Annotated in this window: 14 protein-coding genes; 5 read left to right on the forward strand and 9 right to left on the reverse strand. The window is 67.3% G+C overall.

Features of this window, described 5'->3' with window-relative positions:
• Positions 1-56: 56 nt before the first annotated feature.
• The gene (gene fhuE, locus ACWV8V_RS14570) at positions 57-2,222 is read right to left on the reverse strand and encodes a ferric-rhodotorulic acid/ferric-coprogen receptor FhuE (RefSeq protein ID WP_455900061.1); all 2,166 of its coding nucleotides are present in this window, start codon (positions 2,220-2,222) and stop codon (positions 57-59) included.
• A 374-nt stretch (positions 2,223-2,596) separates the two neighbouring features.
• On the opposite strand from fhuE, the gene ACWV8V_RS14575 reads away from it, so the two are divergent.
• The 4 genes from ACWV8V_RS14575 (at position 2,597) to ACWV8V_RS14590 (ending at position 6,045) form a co-directional block, all read left to right on the forward strand.
• A complete protein-coding gene (locus ACWV8V_RS14575) occupies positions 2,597-3,076 on the forward strand; it encodes a VOC family protein (protein ID WP_259259126.1) in 480 nt (159 codons plus the stop codon).
• 106 nt (positions 3,077-3,182) lie between these two features.
• The gene (locus tag ACWV8V_RS14580; RefSeq protein WP_455900062.1) at positions 3,183-4,034 is read left to right on the forward strand and encodes an AraC family transcriptional regulator; all 852 of its coding nucleotides are present in this window, start codon (positions 3,183-3,185) and stop codon (positions 4,032-4,034) included.
• A complete protein-coding gene (locus ACWV8V_RS14585) occupies positions 4,025-5,113 on the forward strand; it encodes an alpha/beta hydrolase family protein (RefSeq protein ID WP_455900063.1) in 1,089 nt (362 codons plus the stop codon). The genes ACWV8V_RS14580 and ACWV8V_RS14585 overlap by 10 nt, the downstream gene beginning before the upstream one ends.
• A gap of 53 nt (positions 5,114-5,166) precedes the next feature.
• Positions 5,167-6,045: an EamA family transporter gene (locus ACWV8V_RS14590; protein ID WP_455900064.1), complete on the forward strand. Its 879-nt coding sequence runs from the start codon at positions 5,167-5,169 to the stop codon at positions 6,043-6,045.
• A 175-nt stretch (positions 6,046-6,220) separates the two neighbouring features.
• On the opposite strand, the gene betA is transcribed toward ACWV8V_RS14590, so the two are convergent.
• The 7 genes from betA to ACWV8V_RS14625 form a co-directional block, all read right to left on the reverse strand.
• Positions 6,221-7,891: a choline dehydrogenase gene (gene betA / locus ACWV8V_RS14595; protein WP_455900065.1), complete on the reverse strand. Its 1,671-nt coding sequence runs from the start codon at positions 7,889-7,891 to the stop codon at positions 6,221-6,223.
• Between the two features lie 26 nt (positions 7,892-7,917).
• Positions 7,918-9,390 (reverse strand): betaine-aldehyde dehydrogenase, encoded by a 1,473-nt coding sequence (gene betB / locus ACWV8V_RS14600; RefSeq protein ID WP_455900066.1) that lies wholly within the window; start codon positions 9,388-9,390, stop codon positions 7,918-7,920.
• 34 nt (positions 9,391-9,424) lie between these two features.
• Positions 9,425-11,404 (reverse strand): choline BCCT transporter BetT, encoded by a 1,980-nt coding sequence (gene betT / locus ACWV8V_RS14605; protein WP_259259132.1) that lies wholly within the window; start codon positions 11,402-11,404, stop codon positions 9,425-9,427.
• Between the two features lie 119 nt (positions 11,405-11,523).
• Complete coding sequence (locus ACWV8V_RS14610; protein WP_183073759.1) at positions 11,524-12,261, reverse strand: endonuclease/exonuclease/phosphatase family protein; 738 nt, start codon at positions 12,259-12,261, stop codon at positions 11,524-11,526.
• A 50-nt stretch (positions 12,262-12,311) separates the two neighbouring features.
• A complete protein-coding gene (locus ACWV8V_RS14615; RefSeq protein WP_455900067.1) occupies positions 12,312-13,139 on the reverse strand; it encodes a thiol:disulfide interchange protein DsbA/DsbL in 828 nt (275 codons plus the stop codon).
• Between the two features lie 121 nt (positions 13,140-13,260).
• Positions 13,261-13,905, reverse strand: a complete 645-nt coding sequence (locus ACWV8V_RS14620; protein WP_123730199.1) for a thiol:disulfide interchange protein DsbA/DsbL — start codon at positions 13,903-13,905, stop codon at positions 13,261-13,263.
• Between the two features lie 129 nt (positions 13,906-14,034).
• On the reverse strand, positions 14,035-14,832 hold the full coding sequence (locus tag ACWV8V_RS14625; RefSeq protein ID WP_176988211.1) for a c-type cytochrome: 798 nt from the start codon (positions 14,830-14,832) through the stop codon (positions 14,035-14,037).
• 155 nt (positions 14,833-14,987) lie between these two features.
• Here ACWV8V_RS14625 and yihA point away from each other — a divergent pair, with 155 nt between their 5' ends.
• Positions 14,988-15,611 carry a ribosome biogenesis GTP-binding protein YihA/YsxC gene (gene yihA, locus ACWV8V_RS14630; protein ID WP_123730201.1) on the forward strand — a complete coding sequence of 208 codons (624 nt, stop codon included), beginning with the start codon at positions 14,988-14,990 and terminating at the stop codon, positions 15,609-15,611.
• A 67-nt stretch (positions 15,612-15,678) separates the two neighbouring features.
• On the opposite strand, the gene ACWV8V_RS14635 is transcribed toward yihA, so the two are convergent.
• Positions 15,679-16,656, reverse strand: a complete 978-nt coding sequence (locus tag ACWV8V_RS14635; RefSeq protein WP_455900068.1) for an MBL fold metallo-hydrolase — start codon at positions 16,654-16,656, stop codon at positions 15,679-15,681.
• Positions 16,657-16,661: the final 5 nt, after the last annotated feature.

The raw sequence follows: 16,661 nt of genomic DNA on the forward strand, positions 1-16,661 counted from the left end.
TAGAGAGCCGGGCAATGCCCGGCTCTCCTTGTTGACGCGATTTGATCAATGACCGATCAGAACGACCAGGTAAACGTCAGGCCGCCATTGCGACCATCACCGTACGCGCCGTACCCGTTGATCTGCGAGAAGTACGTCTTGTCCAGCAGATTGTTGAGGTTGGCCTGCACGCTGAACTCCGGCGAGATGCGGTAGCGCACGAAGGCACTGACCAGCGCGTAGCCACCCTGCTCGATACGGCCGTAGGCCGGCACCGGATAGTAGATCCCGTTCTGCCAGTTGGCCCCGCCACCGACCGTCAGCGCGCTCAGCGACTGCGGGGTGTAGCTGGTGAACAGCTTGATGGTGGTCTGCGGCAGGTTGGTGTTGATGTCCGCGTCGTTGATGTCCTTGGCCACGTAGCGCGAGGCACCGAAAGTCGCGTTCCAGCCGGGGGCCAGTTCACCGTTGAGCTCGAACTCGAAACCACGGCTCACCGTGCCGCGTGCGGCGACGTAGGCAAACTCGCCCGGGCGGCTCGGGATCGGCTCGCTGGTGACCTGCGCCACGTTGTCCTGCTCGATGCGGAAGGCCGCGACGGAGGCGTTCAGGCGGTTGTCGAACCACGCGCCCTTGACGCCGATCTCGTAGCTCTTGCCGTCCACCGGATCCAGGTAGCTGCCGCTGCGGTCGCGTGCGGTCTGCGGCTGGAAGATCTCGGTGTAGCTGGCGTAGGTGGAGTAGGTGTCGTTGATGTCGAACACCAGGCCTGCGTACGGGGTGGTGACCTTGTGCGAGCGGTCGGATCCTTCGCCTTCACTCTTCCAGTCGGTGTAACGCGCGCCGAGGATCAGCTTGAGCGGATCGGCCAGCGACAGGCGCGTGGCGGCATAGCCGGCCTTCTGCGTGATGGTGCCTTCGCTCTGCAACGGCAGGGTGGCGGACCAGTTCGGCTCCGGGAAGTTGCCCACGCCGGCCAGGTAGTTGTCCAGCGGCGCCCAGCCGACCTGGTAGTCGCCGTAGTTGGCGAACTCGCGCTTGTTGTAGCTCAGGCCGGCCATGAACTGGTGCTCGCGGCCGAACAGCTGGAACGGACCTTCAACGAAGCCGTCCACCGCGTTGACCTTGCGCTCGGTGTTGTAGAAACCGGCCGAGGGCGAAACGCCGGCGCCGGTGTTCTTGTCCAGCAGCGAGGCGCCGGTGGTCCAGTCGTTGTAGGCCGGGTAGAACAGCTTGTCGTCGGCCTTGGTGGTGTCATGCGTCGCGCCGAGCTTGACCTTCCAGTCGTTGGCGAAGGCATGTTCCAGCGTGGCGAACAGGCGCTTGCTGGTGGTATCCCAGTAGGTCCAGCCCGGGTTGGCGCTGAACGATTCGTCGAACGGGGTCGGGCTGCCATCGGAGAACAGCATCGGGAAGCCACCCCAGGTCGCGCCGTTCGCGCGCTTCTGCTGGTAGTCGTAGCCAACGCTCAGCTGGGTGTCCGGGGTCAGGTCGGCATCGATCACCGCATAGCCCAGCGTCTTGTGCTGGTCGTAGCGGTCCATCTGCGATTCGGTATCCAGGTAGCTGCCGATCACGCGTGCACGCACCGAGCCGCTGGCGTTCAGCGGAGTGGTCACGTCCACGGTGCTGCGGGTACGGCCCCAGCTGCCGACGTTGACCGACACGCTGCCGGTCAGCTCGGCGCTGTCGGCATGCTTGCGGATCAGGTTCACCGACGCGGACGGGTTGCCGGCGCCGCTCAGCAGGCCGGTGGCGCCACGCACCACTTCCACGCGGTCATACAGGGCCAGGTCCAGGCCGGAATCGCCGTAGCTCCAGTTCTGCACCATCTGGGTCGGCAGGCCGTCGAACTGGTAGCTGTCGATGTAGAAGCCGCGCGCGTAAAACTCGGTGCGCTCGGTATCGGACTGGGTGCTGCTCACGCCGGTGGTGTTGGCCAGCACGTCGATGATGTCATCGAGGTTCTGATCCTCGATGCGCTGGTGGCTGATGATGCTGAGCGACTGCGGGATCTCGCGCGGGGCCAGATCGAAGCGGGTGCCGGCCGAGGTCCTGCGGACCGAATAGCCTTCGGCGCGCTCGCCCTTGACCACGATCTTGTCCAGGGTGGTGGCATCAGCGGCAGCGTCCTGCGCGAACGCAGGCGCAATGGCGAGGGTGCACAGGGCCACCATCAAGGCCTGCGGCAGCGGGCGACGGTGCATCGACGGGCGGGACAGCACGTGGGCGGAGCGGGTCATCGGCGTTTCCAGAAAGGCGGCAACGGGCATGGCCGGCGTCCTGGGTGGCCTGCGGCGGAGCGGGGTGGGGGCAGGAAGCGGCTGGCGGGGGCGGTGACCCGACGCGGGCTCGATAACTGTTCACGGGTACGCATCCCTTGCGCGACCCGGATCACACTATGGTAATGGCAATGATTCGCATCATCAACCGCATCCAATCTGAGGGTCAGTGCGGAAAGCAGGCCACGCAGGACTCCTGCGTATTCATTTTGCTGAAGCGTGCCAGCGCTGGCTCGCATTTCTGGCGCTGCCATCCAAGCGATGTCCGCGCAGGCTTAACACCCCCGCGCCTAACGTGACCAAGCGCTATCCAACCTCTGCTGCAGGAGACGCCCATGGTCAGCAGGAACACGATCTGCCTCTGGTTCGACGGTACCGCGCTGGACGCCGCCACCTTCTACGCCGCCACCTTCCCGGACAGCGCGGTGCACGCGGTGCACCACGCGCCGAGCGATTTTCCCTCCGGCAAACAGGGCGACGTCCTGACCGTCGATTTCACCGTCGCCGGCATCCCCTGCATCGGACTCAATGGCGGGCCGGCGTTCAAACACAGCGAAGCGTTCTCCTTCCAGATCGCCACCGATGACCAGGCCGAAACGGACCGGCTATGGAGCGCGATCGTCGGCAACGGGGGCGAGGAAAGTGCCTGCGGCTGGTGCCGTGACAAGTGGGGCCTGTCCTGGCAGATCACGCCGCGCGTGCTGACCGACGCGGTGACCAGCAAGGATCCGGCCGTGGCCCGGCGTGCGTTCGAGGCGATGATGACCATGCGCAGGATTGATGTGGCGGCCATCGAGGCGGCGGTAAGGGGCTGAGATCGCGTCCCCGTCGTGTGTTGCAACGGACAGCAAGAACGATCAAATGCCGCGGCGCGCGCTGGGTTACGCTGCGGTCCCGTTCAACAGCGATGGATCTGGCGGTATGGGTGCGGCACGCAGGGCCTTGTGGTACATCGAAAGCCACTTCGCTGAAAACCCGTCGCTGGCCGATATCGCCGGCGTGGTGGGGCTGTCGTCGTTCCATCTCTCGCGCTTGTTCCAGCTCAGCACCGGCACCTCGGTGGTGCGCTATCTGCGTGGCCGCCGGCTGACCGACGCCGCACATCAGTTGGCCGCCGGGGCTGCTGGCATTCTCGAGGTGGCCATCGCTGCCGGCTACGCGTCACATGCGGCCTTTACCCGCGCATTCTCCGAGCAGTTCGGACGCTCGCCCGAGCAGGTGCGCGAGCAAGGGCTGGCCGGCGTGGCGCTGGTCGAGGCATTGAAACTGATCGACCCCTCGACACCCTGCACGATCGAACCCCATCGCGCGCACCGCGGTGCCCTGCGCGTGGCCGGTATCGGTGCACGCCATACTTCCGCGACCGTGGCATCGATTCCCTCGCAATGGCAGCGCCTGGACGAAGCGCATGGCCTGGGGGCGGAGATCGCCTACGGCGTGTGCGGCAACAACGATGCCGAAGGCGGCTTTGACTACATCGCCGGCGTGGAAATCAGTGCATCCGCGCCCGTGCCCGCTGGCTGGCAGGCGATCTCGATTGCGCCCCGCGAGTATCTGGTGGCCTGGCATGCCGGGCACATTTCCGCGATCCGCTCCACCTGGTTCTGGCTGTTGAATGACTATCTGCCGGCGTCCGGCCTGACCCTGGCCGACGCACCGGACCTGGAGCGCTACGACGCGCGCTTCGATGACCGCAGCGGCCACGGCGGGGTGGAGATCTGGCTGCCGCTGGCCGACACGTTGCACCTCAAGGAGAGTGACCCATGCGAATGACCGCCCGTTGTTGTGCCGCGCTGCTGGCGCTCTGCCTGCCCCTGTTTGCCGCTGGGGCCGTGCCACCCGTTGGCGAACGGCACGGCGTTGCACATACGCCCAGTGCGGCCGTGCGCGATGCCGACCACCGCGACAGCGTGCGCTACACCGTGTGGTATCCGGCCCAGCCCGATGCGCAGGAAACCGCGCTGACGATCGGCCCGCCGGGGGCGCCCTTGTTCGAGGTCGGTACGGCGGCCGCCGATGCCGCCATTGCCAAAGGCCGCTGGCCGGTCCTGCTGCTCTCGCACGGCAACGGTGGCAGTGCCCGGATGATGGGCTGGTTCGGTACCGCGATGGCGCGGGCCGGGTACGTGGTGATCGCGGTGGACCATCCCGGCAACAACGGGGTGGATCCGATGACCGAGGCCGGCAGCATCCTGATGTGGAACCGCGTGGATGACCTGGCGGCCGCGCTGGCTGCCGTGCAGGCCGAGCCCGCGCTGGCAGCGCAGATCGATGCCACCCGGTTGGGTATCGCGGGCTATTCGGCCGGCGGGTTCACTGCCTTGGTCGCCGCGGGCGCACGCCCGGATCTGCAGCGGCTGCTGGCGTTCTGCCGCGCGCAGCCCGCCGATGGGGTATGCGCCCCGCAGGCGGAGAACCCGGCGCTGACGCTTGCCCGCCGGATGGCGGCTGCAGACACACCGGAACTGGCCCCGTGGGTGGCCAAGGCCGGTGACGATCGCGCCATTGCCGGGGTACGTGCGGTCGTGCTGATCGCGCCGGCCATGGTGCAGGCCTTCGCCCCGGAGGAACTGGAGAAGGTGACCCAGCCGGTATCGATCATCGTCGGTGCAGCCGACACCGTAGCCTCACCGGCCACCAACAGCGACGTGGCTGCGGAGGCACTTCCGAAGGCGACGCTGACCACGTTGCCAGCCGTCGGGCACTACGACTTCCTGTCCAGCTGCACCGCGCTCGGCCAGACACGCGTCGGCGCACTCTGCCAGGTGGCGGCGGACAAGCAGGCCACACACGGGGCCGCGATCACGGAAGCGACGGCCTTGTTCGATGCTGCGCTGTCGGCCACGCGCTGAGTCAGAGCAGAAAAGCAGCGGTATTGCCGCGCCTTCGGCCCTATCCTGTGCGCATGTCGACCTCCCGCCTCTCTACGCTCTTTCCCGCCCTGGCCGTCCTGGGCTCGGTCACTTCGCTGGCCGTCGGCACCTCGTATGCCAAACAGCTGTTCCCGCTGATCGGTGCGCAGGGCACGAGCGCGCTGCGCGTGGGTTTCTCGGCGCTGGTGCTGCTGATGGTGTTCCGGCCGTGGCGCTGGACCACCTCGCGCGCCGATGCCGGGGCGATCATCCGCTACGGCATCACACTCGGCGTGATGAACCTGCTGTTCTACATGGCGCTGCGCACGATCCCGTTCGGCATCGCGGTGGCGATCGAATTCTGCGGGCCGTTGGCGGTGGCGATGTGGTCTTCGCGGCGGCCGGTCGATTTCGTCTGGGTCGGCTGCGCGCTGGTCGGGCTGTTGCTGCTGCTGCCGCTGGGCCATGGTGAACCACTGGATCCGGCAGGGGTGATGTTCGCGCTGGGCGCGGCGGTGTGCTGGGCGATGTACATCATCTTCGGCAAGCGCGCCGGGCATCTGCCGGCCGGGCACACGGTCTCGCTGGGGCTGTGTGCGGCGGCGCTGGTGGTGGTGCCGGTCGGCGTGGCGCACGCGGGCATGGCACTGCTGGATCCGAAGATCCTGCTGTTTGGGCTGGGCGTGGCGATCGTCTCCAGCGCGATCCCGATGTCGCTGGAGATGATGGCGCTCAAGCGGCTGCCGAAGGAGACCTTCGGCATCCTGATCAGCATGGAGCCGGCCGTCGCCGCGCTGCTGGCGATGGGGCTGCTCGCCGAGCACCTGACCCCGCTGCAGTGGGCGGCGATCGGCTGCACCGTGGTGGCCTCGGTGGGCAGTACGTTGACCGCGAAGCGAGCGGTGCCCCTGGTGCCGGGCGCGCCAGCGTGAACACGATGCCGTGACCGGTAGTGCCGGCCGCTGGCCGGCTTTCCGGTTCTGGTGGATCGTGAGGAGCCGGCCAGCGGCCGGCACTACCAGGACGTGAGGAGCCGGCCAGCGGCCGGCACTACCGGGATTCGTGCGCCGAGCAACGTTCGACGCCTACCCATTGATCGCGGCGCCCTCAGCGCCTGGCCGGTGCGTCCCCGGCCACGTAGTAGGCCGCCGTGCTGCGCGGCAACGGTGCACGCCCCCGGATCCGGTCGGCGATTTTCTCGGCGATCATGATCGTGGTGGCGTTGAGGTTGCCGGTGATGATGCGCGGCATGATTGAGGCATCGACCACGCGCAGGCTCTCCATCCCGTGCACGCGGCCCTGGCCGTCGACCACGCTCATCGCGTCGGTGCCCATCGCGCAGGAGCATGACGGGTGGTACGCGGTTTCGGCATGCGCGCGCACGAACGCGTCGAGTTCCGCATCGGTCTGGCACTCGGCGCTCGGGCTGATCTCGCGGCCGCGGTACTCGTCCAGCGCGGGCTGGGCGATGATCTCCCGCGTGATCCGCAGCGCATCGCGGAATTCCTGCCAGTCCTGATCGGTGGACTGGTAGTTGAACAGGATCGAGGGGTGCTCACGGGGGTCCAGCGACTTGGCATGCACGTGGCCGCGGCTGGGCGTGCGCATCGAGCCCACATGCGCCTGGAAGCCGTGTTCTTTGACCGCATTGGTGCCGTTGTAATTGATCGCCACCGGCAGGAAGTGGTACTGGATGTTGGGCCAGTCGAACTCCTCGCGGGTGCGGATGAAGCCACCGGCTTCGAACTGGTTGCTGGCGCCGATGCCGGTGCCGGCGAACAGCCATTCCGCACCGATGGCCGGCTGGTTCCACCACTGCAGGGCCGGGTACAGCGAGACCGGTTTCTTGCAGGCGTACTGCATGTACACCTCCAGGTGATCCTGCAGGTTCTCGCCGACGCCGGGCAGGTCGTGCACCAGCGGTACGCCAAGCGCGGCCAGCAGCGCGGGTGCGCCCACGCCGGAGCGCTGCAGGATCTGCGGCGAGGCGATCGCACCGGCACACAGCAGCACCTCGCGGCGCGCATGGGCGTCGATCGGCTCGGCGCTGCTGCCGGCCAGGTAGCGCACGCCCACCGCGCGCTTGCCGGCGAACAGGATGCGGTCGGTAGTGGCGTGCACCACAATCTCCAGTCCCTCGCGGTCCTTGGCCATGTCCAGGTAACCGCGCGCGGTACTGGAGCGGCGCCCGCGCGGGGTCACCGTGCGGTCCATCGGGCCGAAGCCTTCCTGCTGGTAGCCGTTGAGGTCATCGGTACGTGGGTAGCCGGCCTGCACACCGGCCTCGACCATCGCGTGGAACAGCACGTTGTTGCCGTTCTTCGGCGTGGCCACACTGACCGGGCCGTCGCCACCGTGGTAATCGTTGGCCCCGATGTCGCGGGTCTCCGCCTTGCGGAAGTACGGCAGCACGTCGTGGTAGCTCCAGTCCTCCAGGCCGTCGAAGCTGGCCCACTGATCGAAGTCCATCGCGTTGCCGCGGATGTAGCACATGCCGTTGATCAGCGAGGAGCCGCCCAAGCCCTTGCCGCGGCCGCATTCCATGCGTCGGTTGTTCATGTAGGGCTCCGGCTCGGTTTCATACGCCCAGTTATAGCGGCGGCCCTGCAGCGGATAGGCCAGTGCAGCCGGCATCTGGGTGCGGAAATCCATCCGGTAATCCGGCCCGCCGGCTTCCAGCAGCAGCACGCTGACGCCGGCGTCTTCGGTGAGGCGCGCGGCCAGTGTGTTGCCGGCCGAACCGGCGCCGATGATGATGTAGTCGTACTCGCGCTTCATCGCGGTGTCTCCTGGGTAAGGCCGGTTCAGAACACCGACGCGTAGCGGTCCAGCTCGATCTGGATGGATTTGGTGCGGGTGTAGGCGCGCAGCGTGGCCAGCCCGTTTTCGCGGCCGACGCCGGATTGCTTGTAGCCGCCCACCGGCATCTGCGCCGGCGATTCGCCCCAGCTGTTGACCCAGCAGATGCCGGCCTCGAGCTGGTGGATCACCCGATGCGCGCGCGCCAGGTCCGGCGTCACCACACCGGCGGCGAGACCGTAATCGGTGTCGTTGGCGCGGCGCACGGCTTCGTCTTCGTCGTCATAGGCGAGCAGGCTCATCACCGGCCCGAAGATCTCTTCGCGCACGATGCGCATGTCATCGCGGCAATCGCTGAAGATGGTCGGTGCCACATAGCAGCCTTTGCCCAACGCGCCGTCGGTCAACCGTTCGCCGCCGCAGACCAGCCGTGCACCCTCGGCCTTGCCGCTGCCGATGTGCTCCAGCACGCGCTGCATGTGGGCGGCGCTGACCAGCGGGCCGAAGTTGGTGTCCTTGGCCAGTGGGTCGCCGATGCGGATGCGCTGGACCCGTTCCAGCAGCTTGGCTTCGAACGCGGCCAGCGCGCTGCGCGGAACGAACACGCGGGTACCGTTGGTGCACACCTGGCCGGAGCTGTAGAAGTTGGCCATCATCGCCACGTCGGCGGCCAGGTCCAGATCGGCGTCCGCGCAGATGATCAGTGGCGACTTGCCGCCCAGCTCCATGGTGACGTCCTTGAGCGTGGAGCTGGAGGCACTGGCCATCACCTTGCGGCCGGTCGCGGTGCCGCCGGTGAAGGAGATCTTCTCGATCAGCGGGTGCTCGGTCAGGGCCGAACCGACGCCGGCACCATCGCCGGGCAACACGTTGAACACGCCATCGGGCAGACCGGCCTCGGTGAAGATCTCCGCCAGCTTCAGCGCGGTCAACGGCGTCACTTCGCTGGGCTTGAAGATCATCGCGTTGCCGGCGGCCAGCGCCGGAGCGGCCTTCCACAGCGCGATCTGGATCGGGTAGTTCCAGGCGCCGATCGCGCCGACCACGCCCAGCGGTTCCTGGCGGGTGTAGAAGAAGCTCGCCTCGCGCAGCGGCACCTGGCTGCCTTCGAGACCGTGCATGACGCCGGCGTAGTACTCCAGCACGTCCGCGCCGGTGACCACGTCCACACTGAGCGTTTCGCTCAGGGCCTTGCCGGTGTTGCGCGATTCCAGCTCGGCCAGCACATCGTTGCGCTCGCGCAGCAGCGCCACCGCCCGCAGCAGGATGCGCGAGCGTTCCACGGTGGTCAGCGCGGCCCACACTTTCTGGCCGGCCTGGGCGCTCTCCACGGCAGCATCGAGATCGTCGCTGTTGGCGCTGTGGACGTTGGCGAGCAGCTCGCCGTTGGCCGGGTTGATGACCTCGAAGGTCTTTCCGCCCTGGGAAGGAACGTAACGGCCGCCGATGTACAGCAGCTGGTCGGGGAGGGTAGGCATGTCGATGACTCCTTTGCAGCGGGAGATCAGTGCGTCAACGCGTGAGATGCAGGAACTGCAGGTGACGCTCGTACTGATCGATGATGTCGTTGATGATCTGCTGCCGGCTGTAGCCGAACAGCTCGTAGTCCTGCCCACCTTCATAGAGGTGCACTTCGGCACGGTAGTAACGCTGGTTGCGGAAGCGCTGCGCGGCGAAGGAGGGGGTGAGATAGCCGCGCATGATCACCTGGTAGGTGAACACCTGCTGCTCGCCGTGATCCACGGTGAGTTCCATCTCGCCCGGCTCGAACTTCGTCTGCACGTCCAGGCCCTGTTCGAGCAGCTGCGCCGCGACGGCTTCGATCGCCGGCTTCACATCGGTATCCATGAACCGGTACACCTCGTCGCGTACCGGGAAATGCACCGCCTGGGTGATGCGCTGGCGCCAGCCGCGCTGATGCCGCGATTGCCCGATCAACGGGATCGGCGAGTACTGCGAGGCCTTCTTGCGCTGCGATTCTTCGCCCAGCGCACGGGTCAGGCCCCACAGCATCAGCAGCAGGACCACCGAGAACGGTAGCGAGGCCAATACCACGGCGGATTTGAGCGCATCCATGCTGCCCGCCAGCAGCAACCCGGCGGTGACCAGGCCGGTCATCACGCCCCAGAACACGCGCAGCCAGCGCGGGCCGTCGTCTTCCGGATTGCCGCCCTGCGAGGACAGCGTGGACAGCACCACCGTGCCGGAATCGGCCGAGGTGACGAAGAAGATGAAGCTGACGATCACCGTGACCGCGATGACGGTGCGGCTCCACGGATAGCTTTCCAGCAGTGCGTACAGCACGGTCGGTGGATTCTCCACCGCCATCTGCGCCAGGTGCACCTGGTCGTGGTGCAGGATCTGATCCAGCGCGCTGTTGCCGAAGATCGACAGCCACGCCAGGGTGAAACCGAGGGGAATCAGCAGCACGCCGAGCACGAACTCGCGGATGGTGCGGCCGCGCGAGATGCGCGCGATGAACAAACCTACGAACGGCGCCCAGCCGATCCACCAGGCCCAGTAGAACACCGTCCAGTTGCCCAGCCAGTCCGGGCGCCCGCCGTAGGCGTACACATCAAAACTCTTGCCGACCACGTTGCCCAGGTAGTCGCCCATGTTCTGCATGAAGGCATTGAGCAGGTACTGGGTGGGGCCGGCGAACAGCATGAACAGCAGCAGCGAGATCGCCAGCAGCATGTTGATGTTGGACATCCAGCGCACGCCTTTCTCCACGCCGGATACGGCCACGGTGATCGCCGCGCCCATCATCAGGACGATCAGCCCGACCTGCACCCAGGCCGCGTGCGGCACCGGGAACAACGTGTTCAGGCCGGCGTTGAGATGCAGCACGCCAAAGCCCATGTCCGCGCCGAGGCCGAACACGGTGGCCACGATGCCCAAGGCATCCACGGTGTAGCCGATCGGCCCGTTGATGCGCTTGCCGATCAGTGGATACAGCGCTGAGCGCAGCGCCAGGGGCAGGTTGTGGCGGTAGGCGAAGTAGGCCAGCGCCATCGCGGCCAGCGCGAACACGCCCCAGCCGTGCAGGCCCCAATGCAGGAACAGCAGCTGCATCGCCTGGCGCGCGCTGGCCTCGCCACTGCCGGTGCCGCCCTGCGGTGGCAGCAGGTAATGGGTCAGCGGCTCGGAGACGCAGAAGAAGAACAGGGTGATGCTGATGCCGGCGGCGAACAGCATGCCGGCCCAGGAGAGATAGCTGAACTCCGGTTCGTCATGGTCCGCGCCCAGCTTGACGTTGCCATAGCCGGACAACGCCACGCCGACCACGAACACCAGGTACACGGTCATCGCCAGCAGGTAATACCAGCCGACGTTGCGCGAGGCCCAGGTCTGGGCATCGAGCAACATTACGCCAGCATCAATGGGAAACGCGGTGACCAGAATGGCGAATGCCGCCACGATGGTGGCGGCAAGCAGGAATACGGGTCGAAGCGTGCGCACCTCGGGCAGAGGCGGCTCCACGGTACTCATGGGGTGGGGGGTGCTCTGGTGCCGGTCCGGCGGACGGCGGATTTATCGCACAGGCGCTGTGGACAGCCTGTTTACACCGCCATGAGCCCCGCCGCGCAAGGGCGGCGGGTATACCAGCGTCAGCGCAGCGCGCTGCTCGGCACGTCGATCGACATCGCCAGCGCGAGGTGATCGGAGAACGCGGCCGGCACGGCTTCGGCACTGCGTTGCTGCAGGCCGTCGCTGAGCAGGATGTGGTCGATCGCCCGGTCCGGGCGCCAGCTGGGGAAGGTCGGCACCACGCAGCCCGGCGGCTGCAGCGTCGTCTTCTGGTACAGCACCTGCATTTCCGGGCGTTCGGCCAGGCAGTTGAAATCGCCCATCAGCACGGCATTGGGGTGGTCGGCGAGCAGATCGGCAATAAAGGCCAATTGCGACATGCGCGAATTGGTCCCCAACGACAGATGCGCCACCGCCACCGCCAAGCCCTGGCTGCCTTCACCGAACTTGGCCAGCAGCACGCCGCGCCCGCCGATCCGGCCGGGCAGGGCGTGGTCCTGGACCTCGACCGGCTCGAGCTTGCTGAGCAGGCCGTTGGCGCTGGAGGCCACCCCGCCCATCCGGCGGTTGGGCTGGTGGCTCCAGTAATTGAAGCCGGCGCGCTCGGCCAGATAGTGGGTCTGGTTGGTGAAACCCGAGCGCAGGCTGCCGGGGTCGGCCTCCTGCAGGCCGACGATGTCGTGTTCGCGGGCCATCTGCGCGATGGCATCCAGGCTGGTTCGCTTGCGCCCGGCCGGCAGTGCGTGCGACCAGCTGCGGGTCACGTAGTCACTGTAACGGCGGGTGCTCGAACCGGCCTGGATATTGGCCGTCAGCAGGCGCAGGGTCCGCGTGTGGGGGGAATTCACGACGGTTCGCTATCGCAGGATCAGTTAGCCTTGCCGGCGCGCTCGCGTGCGATCAGGTGATCGGCGATGCGCAGCATGTCCGGGAAGCTCTTGCCCTTGACCAGGTACTTGCCGTTGACGATCACCGACGGGGTGCCCGAAATCTTGCTGCGCTGGGCGAACTGCTTGGCCGAGTTGGTCTTGGCGTTGATCGCGAAGCTGCCCATGGTGGCGGCGAACTGCTTCGGGTCGGCACCGTGCTTGGCGTAGAACTTGGCGATGTCCTCGACCGAATCGCGGCCGCGCTCACCCTTCAGGCTCTGCTCGGCGTGGATGGCGGCGTACAGCGCTTCGTGGGTCTTTTCCTGCAGGCCCATGCTCTGTGCCGCGTAGAACGCGCGGCCGTAGTCATCCCAGGTGCCGCCGAACATGGCCGGCACATAGACGAAGTTCACATCGCTCGGCAGGCCCGCCTTCCACGGCCCGATCAGCGGCTGGAACGCGGCGCAGGCCGGGCAGACGTAACCGAAGATCTCAGCAACTTCGATCTTGCCTGCTGCCGGCTGGAACGGCTGGCCGTTCTCGATCACTACATAGTCGGTGCCGGCAACCGGCTCCGGGCCGGTCGGGCGCGAAGAGGCCGGGGCCGGCGCCGGGGTGGTGGCTTCGGCGGCAGCGGTCTCGGCAGCGGCGGTTTCACCGCTGGCGGCCGGGGCCTGCTCGGTCGGGGTGGCCGTTTCGGTGGCCGGGGTGCTGGCCGGGGTGGCCGGTTCGGCCGGGGCGGTGGTGTTGGCGGTACCGTCCTGGGCCTTGCAGGCGGCCAGGATCGGCAGCAGGGCCATGAGCGTAATGGCGAAACGGGTCTTCATCGAGGGATCTCCAGCGGATGAGCATGGTGGGGCCGATGCTGAAGCACCGGCCAGGGAAGCATGATGACACGCGGAAACGAGCGTCCCGCGTGCACGGTGCGTGATGGTTCAGCGAGCGCTGTTAGAGCGCCTTGCCACTGCGCGCGCGGGCGATCAGGGCATCTGCGTTGCGCAGCATCGACTCGAACGAGTCGCCCTTGACCAGGTACACGCCGTTGACGATCAACGTCGGCGTGCCCGGCACCTTGGTGCGCAGGGCGAAGGCACGGGCGGCCTTGACCTTGGCATCCACGGCGTCGCTTTTGAGCGCGGTGATGTACTGCGCCGGGGCCACGCCGAAGCCCTGGTAGAACGCGGCCAGTTCATCCGGCGAGACGTTCTGCATCGGCAGCGAGCCCTTCTCATGCAGGGCATCGAACATGGCGCGGTGGCTGCGCTTGGCCACGCCCAGCTGATCGGCGGCGTAGTAGGCGCGGGCGAACGAATCCCATACGCCCCCGAAAGCGGCCGGCACCGGGGTGAAGCGGACATCCTTGGGCAGCTTGGCGGCCCAGGCTTCCAGCTGCGGCTCGAAGTGCGCGCAGTGCGGGCAGGTGTAGCCGAACATCTCCACGACTTCGATCTTGCCGGCCAGCGGCGCGAACGGACCGGCATCGGCGATGCGGTCGTAATCCTTGCCCTCCACCAGCGGTGTCGGGGTGGCGGCGAGGGTGGTCAACGGGCTCAGGGCCAGCAGCAACAACATCAGGCGGGGCATCAACGTCATCTACATCCATCTCCATACAGAAAAAACGACGCCGGCCCAGTCGCCGGCGTGGCAGTGAACATACCCCGCCAGCCACGGCGGTCGCATCTGTCATCCGACCAAGGGGATGCGCTGCGGTGCGGGCGGTGATTACGGTGCCTGCGTGCCCCCGGCAACGGTGGCCGCAGCGGCGACATCATCGGCCCGGTTGTGCAGGCCCTGCAGGTAGCTGGCCAGGGCCTGGATCTCCTGCTCGGTCAGCGACTTGGCGATTGTGGCCATGATCTGGAAGTGCGCCTTGTCCGTTTCCTGGGTGGTCCCGGCCTGGTACTCCTGCAGCCGACGGGCAACGTAGGCCGAGTGCTGGCCGCTGATGTGCGGGTAGGCCGGGCCCGGATTGCCGGCGCCGGTCGGGCCGTGGCACGCCATGCAGGCCGGGATGCCGCGCTCGGCATCGCCGCCGCGGTACAGCTGCTGGCCGATCTCGAAGAACTTCTTGCCGGCATACGGGCCCTCGGTCACCGCGCCATCGTCGGCGATGCCGGCCGTGGCCTTCTGGGTGGCGAAGTAGGCGCCGATGTCGCGCATGTCCTGCGGAGTGAGGTCCTGCACGAACGGCACCATCGCCGCCGAGGCCCCGGAGGTACGCTGGCCATTGGCGATCAAGGCCATCTGCTGCGCGCTGTAGCGCTCGCTCTGGCCGGCGATGCTCGGGTACATCTCCACCGTGGAATTGCCATCGGCCGAGTGGCAGGCCGCGCAGGCGGCCGCCTTGGTCTGCCCGGCCTTGGGGTCGCCCCAGGTGGTTTTGCTGAAATCGACCTCCAGCGAGGCGGTCTTGATCGGCCCGTTGTCCGGCAGGGGCGTGATCGAGGTCTGGGCAACGGCAACGGCGGCGAGCAGCGAGACAGCAAGTGCGGAAACGGCAAGAACGCGAGCATGGCGCATGCGGAAGCTCCGTGTGGACCGGCCTGGCGGTTGCGGGACCGCAACCACGGGGATCGCCCGATTATCAACGCCGTTTCACGCCACGGTCAACGCAGGGTGCAGCAAAACCGAGCGCGGGCAGCGCGGATCGGGCCCGGACATGCGATCCTATACCCATGTCATTGCTCCTCGAACGCGCCCAATACCTGCTTTCGGCCCACAACACCCGGCAATTGCCGGACGACGTGGGCGCGGAAGTCGCCTTTGCCGGTCGCTCAAACGCTGGCAAGTCCAGTGCCCTCAACGCCCTGACCCGCCAGAACAGCCTGGCCCGGGTCTCCAAGACCCCCGGCCGCACCCAGCAGCTGGTGTTCTTCGAGGTCACCCCGGAGGCCAAGCTGGTCGATCTGCCCGGCTATGGCTACGCCAAGGTCCCGCTGGATCTGCAGGCGCACTGGCAGGCGTTCATCGACCAGTACTTCCGTACCCGCGAGGCCCTGCGTGGCCTGGTGGTGGTGATGGACATCCGTCACCCGCTGAAGGACTACGACCGCCAGATGCTTGCCTATGCAGTGCAGCGCGGACTGCCGGCGCACGCGCTGCTGACCAAGGCCGACAAGCTCGGCCGTGGCCAGCAGGGCATCGCCCTGCAGAAGGTGCGCAAGGAACTGCAGTCCTCCTTCGGCGATACCGTCAGCGTGCAGACCTTCTCCGGTCCCGCCCGCCAGGGCGTGGATGAAGCCCGCGGCATCATCGGCGGCTGGCTGGGCCTGAACAAGCCGGCGCCGGAAGCGGTCTGATCCCAGACGTCGCGGCGGTCCAACGGGCCGCGCGACGCGGGTAGTGCCGGCCGCTGGCCGGCTCCCATCATTTCGCCGGCAACGGCGCGAACTCGCCCGGCACCCAGGCGAATGCCTCCCCTTCGCGGCGCACATGCCCCAGCCCCGGGAACGGCAGGTGCGCGCCGGCTACCCACCAGCCCTGATCGGCTGCCTGCGCCATCATCCGGCGCCGGCTGGCGATCGCGGCCACGCGGTCGCTGTCCGCTTCAAACGACGCCTGAGGCTGCGCGAACTGCACCGCGTGGTAATGCACGAGGTCACCCCACACCAGCAACTGCTGGCCGGCGCCGCCATCGAGGCGATAGGACACATGGCCGACCGTATGGCCGTGGCTGTCCAAGGCGGTGATGCCCGCCGGCAATGTGTCGCCAGGTGCAAAGCGCTTCAGTTTCCCGCTCGCTTCATACGGCGCCACCGCCTTGCGCGCCAAGGCGAAGGCAAAGCGCACGCCCTGCGGCGCGGTTGCCTCGCTGGCCGGATCCAGCCAGAACGCGGCATCGGCCGCCGACAGCCACACCGTGGCATTCGGGTAGGCCATCGTGTCCTGCGCATCGAGCAGGCCGCACAGGTGATCCGGGTGGGCGTGGGTCAGCACGACATCATCCACCTCGGCCGGGTCGTAGCCGGCCTTGCGCAGGTTGCCCAGCACCTGGCCCAGGCCGGGGCCGAAGCACTGCGCGGTGCCGGTGTCGACCAGGGTCAGGTGATCGCCCTGCTGCACCAGGTAGGCATTGACCGCGGTCTGCAGGCCCTTGCCATCCTCGGGTACGTAGCGGTGATCAAGCAGGCGGGGGACCGCGCCGGGGGCGATCCCGACCAGCTGCTGCCGACCCAACGCGACAGTGCCATCGAACAGCGCGGTGACCTGCAGCGTGCCGATGGTCTGGTGATACACGCCGGGGACCTGCTCGCGCGGGGTGTGCGTGGTGGTGGCCAACGCGGGGCTGGCGACAACGGCCAGCAGAAGGGCGGCGGCGAGCGTGCGAACGCGGGGGAAATGCATGGCAG

This window comes from Stenotrophomonas sp. Ker107b (genome assembly GCF_053847245.1).